The 14,766-nt window shown below is 71.9% G+C and carries 15 protein-coding genes; 6 read left to right on the top strand and 9 right to left on the bottom strand.

Annotation, left to right across the window (positions count from 1 at the left end; all coding sequences use genetic code 11):
- Positions 1–98: 98 nt before the first annotated feature.
- Entirely contained in the window at positions 99–1,487 is a 1,389-nt protein-coding gene (locus M503_RS0105155; protein WP_028928131.1) for an MATE family efflux transporter, read from the top strand.
- A 78-nt stretch (positions 1,488–1,565) separates the two neighbouring features.
- Positions 1,566–3,470 carry a signal peptide peptidase SppA gene (gene sppA, locus M503_RS0105150; RefSeq protein WP_028919280.1) on the top strand — a complete coding sequence of 635 codons (1,905 nt, stop codon included), beginning with the start codon at positions 1,566–1,568 and terminating at the stop codon, positions 3,468–3,470.
- A gap of 364 nt (positions 3,471–3,834) precedes the next feature.
- Here the strand turns inward: sppA and M503_RS0105145 are convergent, their stop codons facing one another.
- Positions 3,835–4,098: a hypothetical protein gene (locus M503_RS0105145; protein WP_428992215.1), complete on the bottom strand. Its 264-nt coding sequence runs from the start codon at positions 4,096–4,098 to the stop codon at positions 3,835–3,837.
- A 39-nt stretch (positions 4,099–4,137) separates the two neighbouring features.
- Here M503_RS0105145 and M503_RS0105140 point away from each other — a divergent pair, with 39 nt between their 5' ends.
- Complete coding sequence (locus tag M503_RS0105140; protein WP_024868537.1) at positions 4,138–4,914, top strand: SDR family oxidoreductase; 777 nt, start codon at positions 4,138–4,140, stop codon at positions 4,912–4,914.
- A gap of 42 nt (positions 4,915–4,956) precedes the next feature.
- On the opposite strand, the gene M503_RS0105135 is transcribed toward M503_RS0105140, so the two are convergent.
- From M503_RS0105135 to M503_RS0105120, 4 genes are all read right to left on the bottom strand, one after another.
- Entirely contained in the window at positions 4,957–5,697 is a 741-nt protein-coding gene (locus tag M503_RS0105135) for an endonuclease/exonuclease/phosphatase family protein (RefSeq protein ID WP_028919282.1), read from the bottom strand.
- A gap of 113 nt (positions 5,698–5,810) precedes the next feature.
- Positions 5,811–6,629, bottom strand: a complete 819-nt coding sequence (locus M503_RS0105130; RefSeq protein ID WP_028919283.1) for a thiol:disulfide interchange protein DsbA/DsbL — start codon at positions 6,627–6,629, stop codon at positions 5,811–5,813.
- Positions 6,630–6,700: 71 nt separating this feature from the next.
- Positions 6,701–7,345, bottom strand: coding sequence for a thiol:disulfide interchange protein DsbA/DsbL (locus tag M503_RS0105125; RefSeq protein WP_028919284.1), 645 nt, complete (start codon positions 7,343–7,345; stop codon positions 6,701–6,703).
- A 122-nt stretch (positions 7,346–7,467) separates the two neighbouring features.
- Positions 7,468–8,253, bottom strand: coding sequence for a c-type cytochrome (locus M503_RS0105120; protein ID WP_028919285.1), 786 nt, complete (start codon positions 8,251–8,253; stop codon positions 7,468–7,470).
- Positions 8,254–8,405: 152 nt separating this feature from the next.
- Here M503_RS0105120 and yihA point away from each other — a divergent pair, with 152 nt between their 5' ends.
- Positions 8,406–9,008 (top strand): ribosome biogenesis GTP-binding protein YihA/YsxC, encoded by a 603-nt coding sequence (yihA, locus tag M503_RS0105115; RefSeq protein WP_028919286.1) that lies wholly within the window; start codon positions 8,406–8,408, stop codon positions 9,006–9,008.
- A 24-nt stretch (positions 9,009–9,032) separates the two neighbouring features.
- Here yihA and M503_RS0105110 read toward each other — a convergent pair whose 3' ends face one another.
- Entirely contained in the window at positions 9,033–9,746 is a 714-nt protein-coding gene (locus tag M503_RS0105110; protein WP_028919287.1) for a VIT1/CCC1 transporter family protein, read from the bottom strand.
- Between the two features lie 137 nt (positions 9,747–9,883).
- On the opposite strand from M503_RS0105110, the gene M503_RS0105105 reads away from it, so the two are divergent.
- The gene (locus M503_RS0105105; protein WP_028919288.1) at positions 9,884–11,263 is read left to right on the top strand and encodes a glutamate--cysteine ligase; all 1,380 of its coding nucleotides are present in this window, start codon (positions 9,884–9,886) and stop codon (positions 11,261–11,263) included.
- A 64-nt stretch (positions 11,264–11,327) separates the two neighbouring features.
- Here the strand turns inward: M503_RS0105105 and M503_RS15700 are convergent, their stop codons facing one another.
- The 3 genes from M503_RS15700 to M503_RS0105090 form a co-directional block, all read right to left on the bottom strand.
- Positions 11,328–12,554: a hypothetical protein gene (locus tag M503_RS15700; protein WP_051414269.1), complete on the bottom strand. Its 1,227-nt coding sequence runs from the start codon at positions 12,552–12,554 to the stop codon at positions 11,328–11,330.
- A gap of 97 nt (positions 12,555–12,651) precedes the next feature.
- Positions 12,652–13,230 (bottom strand): DUF488 family protein, encoded by a 579-nt coding sequence (locus M503_RS0105095; protein ID WP_028928130.1) that lies wholly within the window; start codon positions 13,228–13,230, stop codon positions 12,652–12,654.
- A 49-nt stretch (positions 13,231–13,279) separates the two neighbouring features.
- The gene (locus M503_RS0105090; RefSeq protein ID WP_028919289.1) at positions 13,280–14,182 is read right to left on the bottom strand and encodes a manganese catalase family protein; all 903 of its coding nucleotides are present in this window, start codon (positions 14,180–14,182) and stop codon (positions 13,280–13,282) included.
- Between the two features lie 360 nt (positions 14,183–14,542).
- On the opposite strand from M503_RS0105090, the gene M503_RS0105085 reads away from it, so the two are divergent.
- On the top strand, positions 14,543–14,746 hold the full coding sequence (locus tag M503_RS0105085) for a hypothetical protein (RefSeq protein ID WP_028919290.1): 204 nt from the start codon (positions 14,543–14,545) through the stop codon (positions 14,744–14,746).
- The last annotated feature ends 20 nt before the right edge of the window (positions 14,747–14,766 follow it).

Raw genomic sequence — 14,766 nt, 5'->3', positions numbered from 1 at the left:
GATAACGGAGGGGATCGGGCGGCGGCTAAGATAGCGGCCTGCCGGAGCCCGGTACCAGTGCCCCCTGCACGGCCGCAGCCCGCTTCCCGACGCTTCCCATGTCCAACGCTTCCCCGCCGCGCTTCGGTCGCGAACTGCGGGCTACCGCCACGCTCGCCCTGCCGCTGGTGCTGGGCCACGTGTCCACCGGCCTGATCAGCTTCGTCGACAACGTCATCGCCGGACACCACGGCACGCGCACGCTCGCCTCGGTGACGGTGGGCACGGCGCTGATGTGGCTGCCGATGATGGTGCCGCTGGGCACGCTGATCGCGCTGACCGCGTCGGTGTCGCAGCTGGATGGCGCCGGGCGCCGCCACGAGATCGGCCCGCTGTTCCGCCAGGCGCTGTGGCTGGCACTGGGCCTGGGCCTGCTGATGTTCGGCTTCCTCAGCGTGGTGCCGCTGGCGCTGGGTGCGTTCGGCATCGCCCCGGACATCATTCCCGGCGCGACCGCGTTCTGCCACGCGGTGCGCTGGGGCGCGCCGGCGATGGTGATGTTCTTCTGCATGCGCTACCTCAGTGAAGGCACGCACTGGACGCTGCCGACGATGCTGCTCGGCTTCGGCGGCCTGGCGGTGCTGGCGCCGCTGGGCTACGTGCTGACCTTCGGCGTCGGTTCGCTGCCGGAGATGGGCGCGGCCGGCCTCGGCGCCGCCTCGGCCACGGTGATGTGGCTGCAGGCGCTCACCTTCGCGTTCTACCTGGGAAGGTCGCGGCGGTTCGCGCCGCTGGCGCTGTTCTCGCACATGGAGCCGCCGCGCTGGAACGTGATCCGCGGCCTGCTCGCCACCGGCCTGCCGATCGGCGTGACCGTGCTGATGGAAGGCGGGCTGTTCATCGCCACCGCGCTGCTGATCGCGCGGCTGGGCGAAGTGCCGGCGGCCGCGCACCAGATCGCGATCAATGTCTCCGCGCTGTGCTTCATGCTGCCGATGGGCCTGGCCGAGGCGACCACGGTGCGCGTGGGCCATGCGCTCGGCGCGCAGGATCCGGCCGGCGTGCGCCGCGCCGCCTACGCCGGCTACGCCATCGTCCTGGGCACCCAGCTGTGTTCGGCCACCGTGCTGCTGCTGGGCCACGATGCGATCGTCTCGGTCTACACCTCCGACGTGGCGGTGGCGGCGCTGGCCTCGACCCTGCTGCTGTTCGCCGCCGCGTTCCAGTTCCCCGACGGCATCCAGGTGATGTCGGCTGGTTCGTTGCGCGGCCTGCGCGATACCCGCGTGCCGATGCTGCTGGCCACGGTCGCCTACTGGGGCCTGGGCATGCCGCTGGGCGCCGTGCTCGGCCTGGGCCTGGGGCTGGGCCCGCAGGGCATGTGGGCGGGCCTGATCACCGGCCTGACCGCCGCCGCGATCCTGATGGGCGCGCGCCTGAACTGGCGCCTGCGCAACCTGCCGCCGCCGGTCGCCAGCGAGGCGCCGCCTGGTGGCACCCTGACTTAAGGCGTATGAAAGCCCGCGGTGCTGGGGCTATCCTGCCTGCGTAGAACCCCGCATGCCCTCCGCCGGAGCCGCTCCCCGATGATCCCGCCCCCCCTGCCGCCGCGCCGCAATCCCGTCGCCACGTTCTTCGTGGGCCTGTGGGACGTGATGAACTTCACCCGGCGGCTGATCCTCAACCTGCTGTTCTTCGGCCTGCTGTTCCTGATGCTGCTGGTGTTCGTGGCCGCGCTGGGCAAGGGCAGCGGCGCCAAGCCGCTGCACGAGCGCACCACCCTGGTGATCGCGCCGGAAGGGCGGCTGGTCGAGCAGTTCTCCACCGACCCGGTGAGCCGTGCGTTCGCGCGGGCGATGGGCGATTCCTCGGCCGAGGAGATCCAGCTGCGCGACCTGCTGCGCGCGATCGAGGCGGCGAAGGAGGACAAGCACATCGAGCGCGTGCTGCTGCAGCTGGACAAGCTGCAGCCGTCGGGCATGGCCTCGATGCGCGAGGTGGCCAAGGCGCTGGCCGAGCTGCGCGCCAGCGGCAAGCAGGTCGTCGCCTACGGCGAAGGCATGGGCCAGGGCCAGTACCTGCTGGCCGCGCAGGCCGACGAGATCTACCTGGACCCGATGGGTTCGCTGCTGCTGGAAGGCCTGGCCCGCTACCGCCAGTACTTCCGCACCGCCCTGCAGGACAAGCTGGGCGTGGACGTGCACCTGTTCCGCGTCGGCGAGTTCAAGTCGGCGGCCGAGCCGTACATCCTCGACGCCGCCTCGCCGGAGTCGAAGGAAGCGGACCTGTACTGGATGAACGACGTCTGGCAGCGCTACCTGGCCGACGTCGCCAGCGCGCGCGGGCTGGATCCGGCGCAGCTGGGCGCGCAGATCAACGCGCTGCCGGAGAGCATCGAAGCCGCCGGCGGTGACCTGGCCCGGCACGCGCTGCAGATGAAGCTGGTCGACGGGCTGAAGACCCGCGAGGAAGTGGAGCAGCTGATGGCCGAGCGCGGTGTCGCCGACGAGGACGACGAGCGCGGCTTCCGCAACATCTCGCTGCAGGCCTACCTGGCCCAGGTCGACAGCCGTCGCCTGCCGGTCGACAAGCGCCCGCAGGTGGCGGTGGTGGTGGCCGAGGGCGAGATCACCGGCGGCGACCAGCCGGCCGGCCGCATCGGCGGCGAATCGACCGCCGCGCTGCTGCGCCAGGCGCGCGAGGACGAGGACGTGAAGGCGGTGGTGCTGCGCGTCGACTCGCCCGGCGGCGAGGTGTTCGCCTCCGAGCAGATCCGCCGCGAGGTCGAGCTGCTGAAGGCCGAAGGCAAGCCGGTGGTGGTGTCGATGGGCGACCTGGCCGCATCCGGCGGCTACTGGATCAGCATGGACGCCGACCGCATCTACGCCGATCCGTCGACCATCACCGGTTCGATCGGCATCTTCGGCCTGGTCCCGAACTTCACCCGCACCCTCGACAAGATCGGCGTACACACCGACGGCGTGAGCACCACCCGTTTCGCCGGCGCCTTCGACGTGACCCGTCCGCTGGATCCGGAAGTGGGTCGCGTCATCCAGGCGGTGATCAACAAGGGCTACGCCGACTTCACCGGCAAGGTCGCCGCCGCGCGCGGCAAGCCGGTCGAGGAAGTGGACGCGGTCGCCCGCGGCCGCGTGTGGAGCGGCGCGCAGGCGAAGGAGCGCGGCCTGGTCGACGAGCTGGGCGGCTTCGGCGATGCGGTCGCCGACGCGGCTTCGCGCGCAAGCCTGGAAGACGGCAAGTACCGCGTGCGCTACATCGAGAAGCCGGCGTCGCCGTTCGCGCAGTTCATGTCCGGCTTCGCCGGCACCCGCATCGGCGGCGTGCTGCTGCACGAGTCGGGCCTGGCCCGCGCCGCGCTGGCCCGGACCATGCCGGAAACCGAGGCGCAGCTGCGCTTCGTCGAGAACGCCCTGCGCGACCGCAACGGCGCCCCGGTGAAGTCGCTGGCCTACTGCTTCTGCGGCTGGTGACCCGGCGAAGCGGCGGGCCCATGCCCGCCGCCCCGTAGAGCGGGGCTTGCCCCGCTGCTTCTTCGCCCGGCCTGGCACACCAGGCGGGGGAGTCGGGCGAGCCCGACTCTACGGGGCAGCGCGCGTCGCCCCTCTGCCGCGTCGTAGAGCGGGGCTTGCCCCGCTGCTTCATCACCCGGCCTGGCACACCAGGCGGCGGAGTCGGGCAAGCCCGACTCTACGGGGCAGCGCTCGATCGCCTCGGCCGCGTCGTAGAGCGGGGCTTGCCCCGCTGCTTTTCCACCCGGCCTGGCACATCAGGCGGGGGAGTCGGGCGAGCCCGACTCTACGTGGAGCGCGCGTGGCCTTCCGGTGGCGCCTTGGCTCAGCCGCCTTCGGCCGCGTCCACCGCGGCCTTCTGCCGGTCGGCGGCGTCCTGCAGGGTCTGCCCGGTCGCCCGCGCCTTGTCCTGCGGCGCGCGGATCGCGTCGCGCAGATCGTTATGGGCCTGCGCCTGCGGTTCGGGTGGCTGTTCGGTCGGGGGCGGTTCCGGCCGGCACGCGGCCAGCGCGGCCAAAGCGGCCAGGCCCAGGGCCAGCGCGCGGGCGCGCATGGCGGCCGGATGCATCGGGCGGCGGATCGCTGTCATCGCTGCACTCCCGTGGAAGGCCGGGGTTATCCTACGCCCATGACGACGAACCGGTGGCGGCTGGACGGGCAACTGGCGCTGGTGACCGGCGCTTCCGCGGGCATCGGCCTGGCCATCGCACGCGAGCTCGCCGCGCTGGGTGCGGACCTGCTGCTGGTGGCGCGCGCCGAGGACGCGCTGCAGGACGTGCGCGACGAGCTGGCCGAGCGCCATCCCGCGCAGGACATCCTCGCCATGTCCGCCGATGTCGCCGACGACGAGGACCGCCAGGCGATCCTCGACTGGGTCGAGGACCAGGGGGAAGGCCTGCACATCCTGGTCAACAACGCCGGTGGCAACGTCACCAAGGCCGCGGTGGACTACACCGAGGACGAGTGGCGCAGGATCTTCGAGACCAACCTGTTCTCGGCGTTCGAGCTTTCGCGTTACGCGCATCCGCTGCTCGCGCGGCATGGCGCCTCGTCGATCGTCAACGTCGGCAGCGTGTCGGGCATCACCCACGTGCGCAGCGGCGTGGTCTACGGCATGAGCAAGGCCGCGCTGCACCAGATGACCCGCAACCTCGCCGCCGAATGGGCCGAGGACGGGATCCGGGTCAATGCGGTGGCGCCGTGGTACATCCGCACGCGGCGTACTTCCGGGCCGCTGTCGGACCCGGACTACTACGAGGAAGTGATCGACCGCACGCCGATGCGGCGGATCGGCGAACCGGAGGAGGTCGCCGCGGCGGTCGCGTTCCTGTGCCTGCCGGCGGCCAGCTACGTCACCGGCGAATGCATCGCCGTGGACGGCGGCTTCCTGCGCTACGGGTTCTGAGCGCGGCGGCGTGCGCGCCGCCAGCACTGCAGACGCCGCGCCTCAGGTGCGCAGCGCCGACTCCGGCACCTCGATCTCCATCGCCAGCGCCAGGTGGTCGGAATACGCGGCCGGCATGGCCTTCGCGCCCATGCAGCGCAACTGGCCGCTGACCAGGATGTGGTCGATCGCGCGCTGCGGCTTCCAGCTGGGGAAGGTCGGCACCGGGCATTCCGGCGGCCGCAGGGTGGTCCGGCTGTAGAGGACTTCCATCTCCGGCTGGTCGGGCAGGCAGTTGAAGTCGCCCATCAGCACCGCGTTGGGATGGTCCTGCAGCACCTCGGCGATGAACGACAGCTGCGCCAGCCGCGAACGCGCGCCCAGCGACAGGTGCGCCACGGCCACGGTCAGGCCTTCGCGGTCGTCGCCGAAGTGTGCCAGCAGCACGCCGCGGCCCTTGATCCGGCCGGGCAGGGAATGGTCGCTGGTGCGCACCGGTTCCAGCCTGCTGAGCAGGCCGTTGGCGCTGGAAGCGACGCCGCCGACGCTGCGGTTGGGCTGGTGGGTCCAGTAGTGGAAGCCGGCGCGCTGGGCCAGGTAGTGGGTCTGGTTGGTGAAACCCGAGCGCAGGCTGCCCGGGTCGCTTTCCTGCAGGCCGACGATGTCGTGGTCGCTGGCCAGCCTGGCGATCGCGTCGAGGCTGGAACGCTTGCGCCCGGCCGGCAGCGCGTGCGACCAGCTGCGGGTCACGTAGTCGCTGTAGCGACGGGTGCTGGAACCGGCCTGGATGTTGGCACTGAGCACGCGCAGCCGGCGCGCGCCGGCTGCGCCTTCGCCGGCGTCGTCGACCGGCGGCTGCACGTGGGGTTCGTCGTGGGCGGGCGTGGGGGTGCCCATGCGGTCCGTGCGGCGGCGCCTCAGCGCGCGCCGCGCTCCTGCGCCACCAGCCAGTCCACCGTCTGCAGCATCTTCTCCGGGCCGGCAGCCGGGATCGGCACGGTGTACTTGCCGTTGACCACGATGGTCGGGGTCGCGTCGATCTTCGAGCGGACCGCGAACTGCTTGGCGCGGTTGATCTTGGCGTCGATGCCGAAGCTGTCGAAGGTGTCGGCGAAGCGCTTGGCGTCCACGCCGTGCTGGGCGTAGAACGGGGCCAGGTCCTTGGCGCCGACGTTGGCCGACACCGGCAGGGTGCGCTGCACGTGGATCGCGTTGAACACCGCGTCGTGGGTCTGCGGCAGCACGCCCAGCGCCTCGGCGGTGAAGTAGGCGCGCGCGTACGGGGTCCAGTAGCCGCCGAAGGCCGCCGGCACGTGGATCGCGTTCACGTCGGCCGGCTGGCGCTGCTTCCAGGCCTGGTAGACCGGCTCGAAGTGGGCGCAGTGCGGGCAGGTGTAGCCGAACACCTCGGCCACCTCGATGCGGCCGGTGGCCGGCTGGAACGGCTGGCCGCCGCTGATCTCGATGTAGTCGACGCCGGCGACCGGGGCCGGGCCCTGCGGCGCGGCCGGCGCGACCGGGGCAGCCGGCGCGTCCTGCGCCGGGGCGCTGGCGGCTTCGGTGCCGGCGGCCTCGGCCTGCGGCGAGGCCTCCGAGCTGGCGGCGGGCGCGGTTTCGGCTGGCGTGGCGGCCGGGGCCTCGGCGGCGGGGGCGGCCGGAGCCGGGGCCTCGGGGCCGGAACAGGCGGCCAGGGCCAGCAGGAACGGCAGGGTGAGGCTGAGGTGGCGCTTGCTCATGGATGGTCTCCTGGAAGCAGAGGTTGGGTCGTCGGCCGTCAACGCAAGGTCGGGATGGCCGCCGCCGGGGGTTATCGGCCGGTCTTCAGGGCCTGGCGTTCATGCGCCACCAGCCATTCGGCGATGCGCAGCGAATCCTCGAGGCTGCTGCCGCGCACGCGGTAGCGGCCGGCGACGATGAGGGTCGGGGTGGCGTCCACGCCGCTGGCGACGGCGAACTCGCGCGCCTGGCGCATGCGCGCGTCGACCGACGGATCGGCCAGCGCGGCGCGGAAGCGCTCGGCGTCCACGCCGTAGCGCGAATAGAAGGCGGCCAGTTCCTGCGCGGTCGGGTTGCGCGGCAGCTCGCCGTTGCGGTGGATCGCGGCGAACACGGCGTCGTGGCTGCGCGCCAGCACGCCCAGGTCGGAGGCAGCGAAGTAGGCGCGCGCCCAGGCGTCCCAGTAGCCGCCGAACACCGCCGGTACCGGCACCAGGTCGACGTCGCGGCCCTGGCGGCCCTTCCATTCCTTGAGCATCGGCTCGAAGTGGGCGCAGTGCGGACAGGAATAGCCGAACAGCTCGGCCACCTCGATCCGCCCGGGCCTGGCCGCCCACGGCTTGCCGCCCGGGATCTCGACATAGTCGCGCCCGGCCACCGGCGTGTCGGCGGCCAGGGTCGGCCCGGGCAGGAAGGCCAGGGCGGCGAGCAGGAGTCCGGACAGCAATGCCTTCATCGATGAGTCTCCGGGCTGGGACCGGCGTTGCCGGCCGGCGGAAAAAACGACGCCGGCCCTGGGGCCGGCGCGAGTCTGGAGAGAGGAACCGCGGCCATCAGACCGCGCCGGCGCCGCGAAGTTCAGGATTGCGGTTCGGCGGCGGCGGCCACGTCGTCGGCGCGGGGATGCAGGCCCTGCAGGTAGCTGGACAGCGCGCCGATCTCTTCCTCGGTCAGCGAGCGGGCGACCTTGGCCATGATCCCGAAGCGGGCCGGGTCGCGCTCGCTGGTCACGCCGGCCTTGTACTCCTGCAGGCGGCGGGCGGTGTAGTCGGCGTGCTGGCCGCCCACGCGCGGGTAGCCCGGGCCCGGGTTGCCGGCGCCGGTCGGGCCGTGGCAGGCCATGCAGGCCGGGATGCCGCGCCCGGCGTCGCCGCCGCGGAACAGCTGCTCGCCGATCTGGTAGTACTTCAGGCCGGCGTAGGTGCCGTCGGCGATCTCGCCGTCGTCGGCCACGCCCGCGCCGGACTTCTGCTTCGCGAAGTAGGCGCCGACGTCGCGCATGTCCTGCGGGCTCAGGGTCTGGGCGAAGGGCACCATCACCGCGGCCAGGCCGCTGTGGCGCTCGCCGCTGGCGAACAGGGCCAGCTGGCGGGCGATGTAGAGCTCGCCCTGGCCGGCCAGGCGCGGGTACATCGGGTCGACCGGGTTGCCGTCGGCGCCATGGCAGGCGGCGCAGGTGCCGGCCAGGCCGGCGCCGGCTTCGGCGTCGCCCCAGTGGGTCTTGCTCAGGTCCACCTCCAGCGGAGCCGTCTCCACGGGCGCGTTGTCCGGCACCGGCACCACCGTGGTCTGGTTGGCGTAGGCAGCGACGGTGGCGACCGCGAGGGTCAGTCCGGCAAGGGCGAAAACGCGAGCGTGGCGCATGCTAGAGCTCCGGGAACCCGATTCAGGAGGCGGCCGGTGAACGGCCGCGAAACGTCGGGATTATCCCTGTGGCGGGGCGCGACGGTCAACGAAATCCCGGCCATGCCCGGCCAGCGCAGCCCGGCGATGCCGACTCGTGCGATCCTGTGCGCATGTCCAATCCCCTCGAGAAGGCCCGCTACCTGGGCTCCGCGCACACGCCCGCGCAGCTGCCGCCCGATGGCGGCTTCGAAGTGGCCTTCGCCGGCCGCTCCAACGCCGGCAAGTCCAGCGCGCTCAACGCCCTGACCCGGCAGAACGCCCTGGCCCGCGTCTCCAAGACCCCCGGCCGCACCCAGCAGCTGGTCTATTTCGAGGTGGCGCCGGAACGCTACCTGGTCGACCTGCCCGGCTACGGCTACGCCAAGGTGCCGATGGAGATGAAGGCCCACTGGGAGCGCTTCCTCGACGGCTGGTTCCAGACCCGCGAGGCCCTGCGCGGCCTGGTGGTGGTCATGGACATCCGCCATCCGCTCAAGGACTACGACCGGCAGATGATCGACTACGCGATCAACCGCGGCCTGCCGGCGCACGCGCTGCTGACCAAGGCCGACAAGCTCGGCCGCGGCCAGCAGGCGCAGGCGGTGCTGGCGGTGCGGCGCGAACTGGCCGCGGCCGGTGCCGGCCAGGTCGGGGTGCAGGCGTTCTCCAGCGAGAGCAAGCAGGGCGTGGACGAAGCCCGCGCGGTGGTGTCCGGCTGGCTGGAGCTGGCCTGACCGCGCGGCCGCCCCGGCGGCCGCTCAGACCGCCACGTCGAACAGCCCGCCGATGAGGTGGGCGGCGGCCATCGCCGCAGCGCCCCAGAACCCCACGCGCAGTGCGCCGCGCAGCATCGGCGCGCCGCCGGTCCAGGCGGCCAGCGCACCGGACAGCAGCAGCCCGACCAGGGTGGCCGAGGTCACCACCAGACCGGTGGCGGCCGGCGGCGAAAGCAGGGTGGCCGCGACCGGCAGCACCGCGCCGGCGCAGAACGCGGCGGCCGAGGCCGAGGCCGCCTGCACCGGGCGCGCGCGCAGGCTCTCGCTGATGCCCAGTTCGTCGCGGGCGTGCGCACCGAGCGCATCGTGCGCGGTCAGCTGCTCGGCGACCTGGCGGGCCAGCGCCGGCTCGAGGCCGCGCTGCCGGTAGATCTGCGCCAGCTCCTCCAGCTCCGCCTCCGGGTCCTCGCGCAGCTCGCGCTTCTCGATGGCCATGTCGGCCTCTTCGGTGTCGGCCTGCGACTGCACCGAGACGTATTCGCCGGCGGCCATCGACATCGCGCCCGCGACGGTGGCGGCAATGCCGGCGGTGAGGATCGCGCCCGGCTCGGCGCCGCTGGCGGCCACGCCGACCACCACGCCGGCCACCGAGACGATGCCGTCGTTGGCGCCCAGCACCGCCGCGCGCAGCCATCCCACCCGCTCGGTGCGATGCAGTTCGCGATGGCGGGGGCGGTGTTCCGGCGTCCTGAGCATGCGCCTAGGCTAAGCCATCGGGGCGGCCGGCGGAAAGCTGCACGCCTGCCGGCGAAACGTCGGGCGGGGTGCCCGTCACGTTATAGTTCGCACCCATCCACGCGGCCGCGCGGCCGCCGCCTCCACGCGAGCCGCCCTTGTCGAGCCCCAGCCACGTCGCCGATACGCCGATCACCCAGCGCGCCCAGCTGGTCGAATACCTCGCTTCCGGCGAGAAGCCGCGGGGCGACTGGCGCATCGGCACCGAGCACGAGAAGTTCGGCTTTCGCCTGGACGACCTGCGGCCGCCGGCGTTCGACGGCGAGCGCGGGATCGAGGCGCTGCTGCAGGGGCTGGCCCGCTTCGGCTGGACCCCGGTCCAGGAAAGCGTCGACGGCAATCCGCCGCGCACCATCGCCCTGCTGCGCGGCGGCGCCTCGGTGACCCTGGAGCCGGCCGGTCAGCTGGAACTGTCCGGCGCGCCGCTGCCGGACATCCACCAGACCTGTGTCGAGCTGGGCACCCACCTCAACGAGGTGCACCTGGTCTCCGACGAACTGCAGCTGGGTTTCCTCGGCATGGGCTTCCAGCCGAAGTGGTCGCGCGCGGACATGCCGTGGATGCCCAAGGGCCGCTACCGGATCATGCGCGAGTACATGCCCAGGGTCGGCAAGCTCGGCCTGGACATGATGACCCGCACCTGCACGGTGCAGGTCAACCTCGACTTCGCCTCCGAAGCGGACATGGTGAAGAAGTTCCGCGTGTCGCTGGCGTTGCAGCCGGTGGCCACGGCGCTGTTCGCCGACTCCCCGTTCACCGAGGGCAGGCCCAACGGCTACCTCAGCTACCGCTCGCACATCTGGACCGACACCGATCCGGACCGCACCGGCATGCTCGACTTCGTGTTCGAGGACGGCTTCGGCTACGAGCGCTACGTCGACTACCTGCTCGACGTGCCGATGTACTTCTCCTACCGCGACGGCGTGTACGTGGACGCCAGCGGGCAGAGTTTCCGCGACTTCCTCGCAGGCCGGCTGCCGGCGCTGCCGGGCACGCTGCCGACGCTGCGCGACTGGTCCGACCACATGACCACCGCCTTCCCCGAGGTGCGGCTGAAGAAGTACCTGGAGATGCGCGGCGCCGACAGCGGCCCGTGGTCGCGGCTGTGCGCGCTGCCGGCGTTCTGGGTCGGCCTGCTGTACGACGACGCGGCGCTGGACGCGGCCTGGGACCTGGTCAAGGACTTCACCCTCGAAGAGCGCCACGCCCTGCGCGACGGCGTGCCGAGGCACGCGCTGAAGCTGCCGTTCCGCGGCGCCAGCGTGCGCGAGCTGGCGCTGCAGGCGCTGGAGATCTCCGCCGCCGGCCTGCGCCGGCGCGCCGCCTGCAACATCGACGGCCTTGACGAATCGCACTTCCTCGATCCGCTGCTGGAGATCGCCAGCAGCGGCGTGACCGCCGCCGAGCGCAAGCTGGAGCTGTTCCACGGGGAGTGGAACGGCGACATCGACCAGGTGTTCCGCCAGTTCGCCTACTGAGGCGCGTGTCGCAAGGCGCGGCGTGGCCGCCACGCCGCGCGCGAGCCGGACTGCGGCCTTCCTGCTAGCGGTTGCGCAGCAGGCCCTTCAGCAGCTTCTTGGCGGCGCCTTCCTCCGGCTTCTGCTCGCGGTCGGCGCGGCTGCCTTCATCGTCCTGCGGCATCGCCCCGGACAGGTCCATGCCGAGGATCGCGCTGGTGGTGGACTTGGTGCGCACGCGCACGTTCCATTCCGGGTTCCAGGGCTGCTTCGGGTCCGCCGGCCGCGGCGGGTAGGCGATGTTGGTCTCCGGACCGTAGGCCATCATCGAGAGCATGCCGGCGTCCTGGAAGATGCCCCCGGGGATCGCGCACGTGGTGGTGGAAGGCGGCAGCAGCACCTTCTCCCTGATCCAGCGGTCGATGGTGGCGCCGGTGAGGTACTGCATCACCCCTTGGCCGGCGTCCGGCACCTCGGCGCTGCTCCACATCACCATGTCGCTGCCGCGGTTGCCGACGGCGTGGAGGAAATACGCCCTGGCGTTGTCGACCGGCTGCCAGCGCAGGTCCAGGCCGGTGGCCGGGGTGCCGCTGCTGGACAACGCGATCGCCGGCATGAAGTCGGCGCTGCGGGTCAGTTCGAACTGCAGCGACCCGGGCACGCCCGCGCCGGTGATGCGGTGCGTGCCGACCAGCGAGGCATTGGCCGGCGCGCGCTTGCGCGCCTGGGTGTTCGGCCACAGCGCGTAGGACGGATCCGGATCGATGTCGCGGTCGGGCGCGTAGCGGCCCTGCTGCGGATCGCCGCTGACGTCGACCTTGCCGTCCTTCACCCGCACCACGAACTCGCGCGGCTGGCCGGGGCGGACCTCGTTGCCGCAGCCCCAGTAGAACAGCATGCGCATCTCGCCGTCGCGCGGCTTGCCCATGTCCTGACCCGGCCCGCGTTCGTCCGGCACCCGCGGTCGGGTCGGGGGCGGCAGCAGCGGCAGCGCGGCGCCGAGGCCGAGCCCGGCCGGCACCTGCTGCTCGGCCGGCTTGCCGGGGTCGAGGCGGTTGTGCAGCGCCACGTCGAGGAAGCGGCCGTTGCCGGTCGGGTAGCGGGTGTCCGGCCATTGCAGCTGGCCGCCGGCGCCGCCGCCGATCATCTTCGCCAGTCCGCCCAGCGCACCCATGTCCGGCATGCCCGCCATGTGGTGGGTGGCCACGTCGATCCAGACCTGGGTCGGCGGCGCGGAGGAGGGGGCGCTGCTGGCCGGCACGGCCAGCAGCAGGGGAGTGGCGAACAGGTACGGCAGCGGGCGCGACTTCATGGGCATTCCGTCCGGTGGAGTGGATATCCCTAGAGCGCGGAATCGGGCCGGAACCGGCCACGTTTCCCGGACGGCCGCGAAGGGTTCCCGGCGGGTGTCAGGACGAGGCGTCGTCCGCGAACAGGCCGCCCTGCGCGGGCGGGTAGACCAGGTGGCCGCCCTGCATGCGCGCCAGCGGGTGCAGCACGTGCGGCTGCGGCGGCTTGGCATCCATGATGTGCAGGACCTCCATGCGCCGCGACAGCAGGTCGGCGATCAGCCGCCGGTGGCATTGCCACCACAGCAGCTCGGCGCACATCAGCGCGGTCCGTTTCGTACGCGCCAGCTCCAGGACGCGGCCGAGGGCTTCGGCGAACTCCGCAGTGGCCATGTGGTCGGCGTAGCCCTGGAAGGAGGCGTTGCGCCAGCCGCCGTTGGGCGAGCCCGGCTGGACCTTGCGCCGGCCGCCCAGCTCCGGCAGCCACAGGTAGGCGATTTCGGCGTCGGCCAGCCCGGCGGCCATCGCCTCGCTGCCGAACCAGGGATAGCGCCGCGAACCGGGGTGGCGGCGCACATCGGCGACGGCTTCGATGCCGTGCAGCTGCAACAGCCCGACGAAGTCTTCCCATGGGCGCGTCGAATGGCCCACGGTCCAGATGCGGGAGGGCGCCGGACTTTCCGGTGTGTTCGCACTCATGGCCGCGCGTCCGCGGCGGAGGAGGGTCTCCGCCGCGTCGGCAGGGGACTCAGCGTTCCCCTGGCGCTCCGGTGGTCGAACCCGCGCCCGGGCCGGCGCCCAGGTCCGCGCCGGTCACCCGGTCCAGTTCCGGATTGGAGCGGGTGCGCAGGCGCATTGCCTCGTCGGCCTCGGCTTCCACGCCATCCAGGCCCACGGTCGCGGTGCCGTCGTCGCCGTCCACCGCCGCCTGGCGATCGCGGTCGGAGACCTTCTCCCACAGTTCGCCGGAGTTCCACGGACCGTCCTGGTCGCCCGGGCCCTGCGACATGTCGAAGAATACGTCGGTGAAGCGCGGATCACCCGGCAGCTTGCCCGGCGGGAAGTTCGGCTCGATCGCATACAGCGCCTTCTCGAACGACTTCTGGTGGGCGACCTCGCGGGTCATCAGGAAGGTGAGCGCGTCCTTGATGCCCGGGTCGTCGGTGACGTTGATCAGGCGTTCGTAGACGATCTTCGCGCGCGCCTCGGCGGCGATGTTCGAACGCAGGTCCGAGGTCGGCTCGCCGATCGAATCGACGTAGGCCGCCGTCCACGGCACGCCGCTGGAGTTCACCAGCGCCGGACCGCCGCCATAGAGGATCTGCTGGGTATGGCTGGTGCTGTTCTGGGTGAGGTTGCGCATCTCCATCGCCTCCTCCATGCCCTCGGACAGCACCGCCTTCGGGCCACGGTTCAGCATCGCGATGATCGAGCCGATGATTTCCAGGTGGCTCAGCTCCTCGGTGGCAATGTCGTAGAGAAGGTCCTTGCGCCCCGGGTCGGCGTCGCCGATGGCCTGGGTGAAATAGCGCATCGCCGCGGCCAGCTCGCCCTGCGGGCCGCCGAACTGCTCCAGCATCAGCGAGGCCAGGTCCGGGTTGGGCTGGGCGACCCGCACGGTGTACATCAGGCTCTTGTTGTGGATGAACATGTCTTCTCCTGCGGGCCGTGAGGCCGTCTACGTGGGCGGCCTCGCGGCCAGGCTTGGACGGATCCACCGCAAGGCGGCGTCCCATGGCGGGATGCGGTGGAATCGCCCTGGCGTCCGCGTGCACGGGTTCCTGCCCGCTGGCGTGGCGCGATGCATCCATGCCGGGCCGATACTGGGCGCGCGCGGATCAAGGAAACGTCTTGTTTGCGGCCCCGGCTGCAATCGACCGCGATCGCGCGACGGACGGTCGCGCGATGTAAAACAGGCGTTCACTGTCAACCTGCAGCCCGGCTAACGGTGTCGGGCTCACAGTGGTGTCCAGCCAGCGCAATCCCGCCCTGGCCGATCGAGGAAGTCGAAATGGGCAACCAGCAGAATCGCGACAACCAGCAGCAGGACCAGAACCGCCAGCAGAACCAGCAGAACGACCAGGGTCGGCAGAACCAGCAGGGCGGGCAGCAGCAGCAGCGCGACCAGGAGCAGCAGGACCAGCAGGGTCGCCAGCAGCAGCAGGACCAGAACCAGCGCGACCGCCAGGGCCAGCAGGGCGGCCAGCAGCGCTGAGCCTCCCGGCACCAGGTGAA

It is taken from the genome of Pseudoxanthomonas suwonensis J47 (assembly GCF_000513955.1).
Classification (GTDB): domain Bacteria; phylum Pseudomonadota; class Gammaproteobacteria; order Xanthomonadales; family Xanthomonadaceae; genus Pseudoxanthomonas; species Pseudoxanthomonas suwonensis_C.
This window is presented reverse-complemented; position numbering and strand designations above follow the sequence as displayed.

Excerpts from the sequence above, each read along its gene's own strand:
- M503_RS0105155 (WP_028928131.1), top strand. The coding sequence starts at position 99 with ATGTCCAACGCTTCCCCGCCGCGCTTCGGTCGCGAACTGCGGGCTACC.
- sppA (WP_028919280.1), top strand. The coding sequence starts at position 1,566 with ATGATCCCGCCCCCCCTGCCGCCGCGCCGCAATCCCGTCGCCACGTTC.
- M503_RS0105145 (WP_428992215.1), bottom strand. The coding sequence starts at position 4,098 with ATGACAGCGATCCGCCGCCCGATGCATCCGGCCGCCATGCGCGCCCGC.
- M503_RS0105140 (WP_024868537.1), top strand. The coding sequence starts at position 4,138 with ATGACGACGAACCGGTGGCGGCTGGACGGGCAACTGGCGCTGGTGACC.
- M503_RS0105130 (WP_028919283.1), bottom strand. The coding sequence starts at position 6,629 with ATGAGCAAGCGCCACCTCAGCCTCACCCTGCCGTTCCTGCTGGCCCTG.
- M503_RS0105125 (WP_028919284.1), bottom strand. The coding sequence starts at position 7,345 with ATGAAGGCATTGCTGTCCGGACTCCTGCTCGCCGCCCTGGCCTTCCTG.
- M503_RS0105120 (WP_028919285.1), bottom strand. The coding sequence starts at position 8,253 with ATGCGCCACGCTCGCGTTTTCGCCCTTGCCGGACTGACCCTCGCGGTC.
- yihA (WP_028919286.1), top strand. The coding sequence starts at position 8,406 with ATGTCCAATCCCCTCGAGAAGGCCCGCTACCTGGGCTCCGCGCACACG.
- M503_RS0105110 (WP_028919287.1), bottom strand. The coding sequence starts at position 9,746 with ATGCTCAGGACGCCGGAACACCGCCCCCGCCATCGCGAACTGCATCGC.
- M503_RS15700 (WP_051414269.1), bottom strand. The coding sequence starts at position 12,554 with ATGAAGTCGCGCCCGCTGCCGTACCTGTTCGCCACTCCCCTGCTGCTG.
- M503_RS0105095 (WP_028928130.1), bottom strand. The coding sequence starts at position 13,230 with ATGAGTGCGAACACACCGGAAAGTCCGGCGCCCTCCCGCATCTGGACC.
- M503_RS0105090 (WP_028919289.1), bottom strand. The coding sequence starts at position 14,182 with ATGTTCATCCACAACAAGAGCCTGATGTACACCGTGCGGGTCGCCCAG.
- M503_RS0105085 (WP_028919290.1), top strand. The coding sequence starts at position 14,543 with ATGGGCAACCAGCAGAATCGCGACAACCAGCAGCAGGACCAGAACCGC.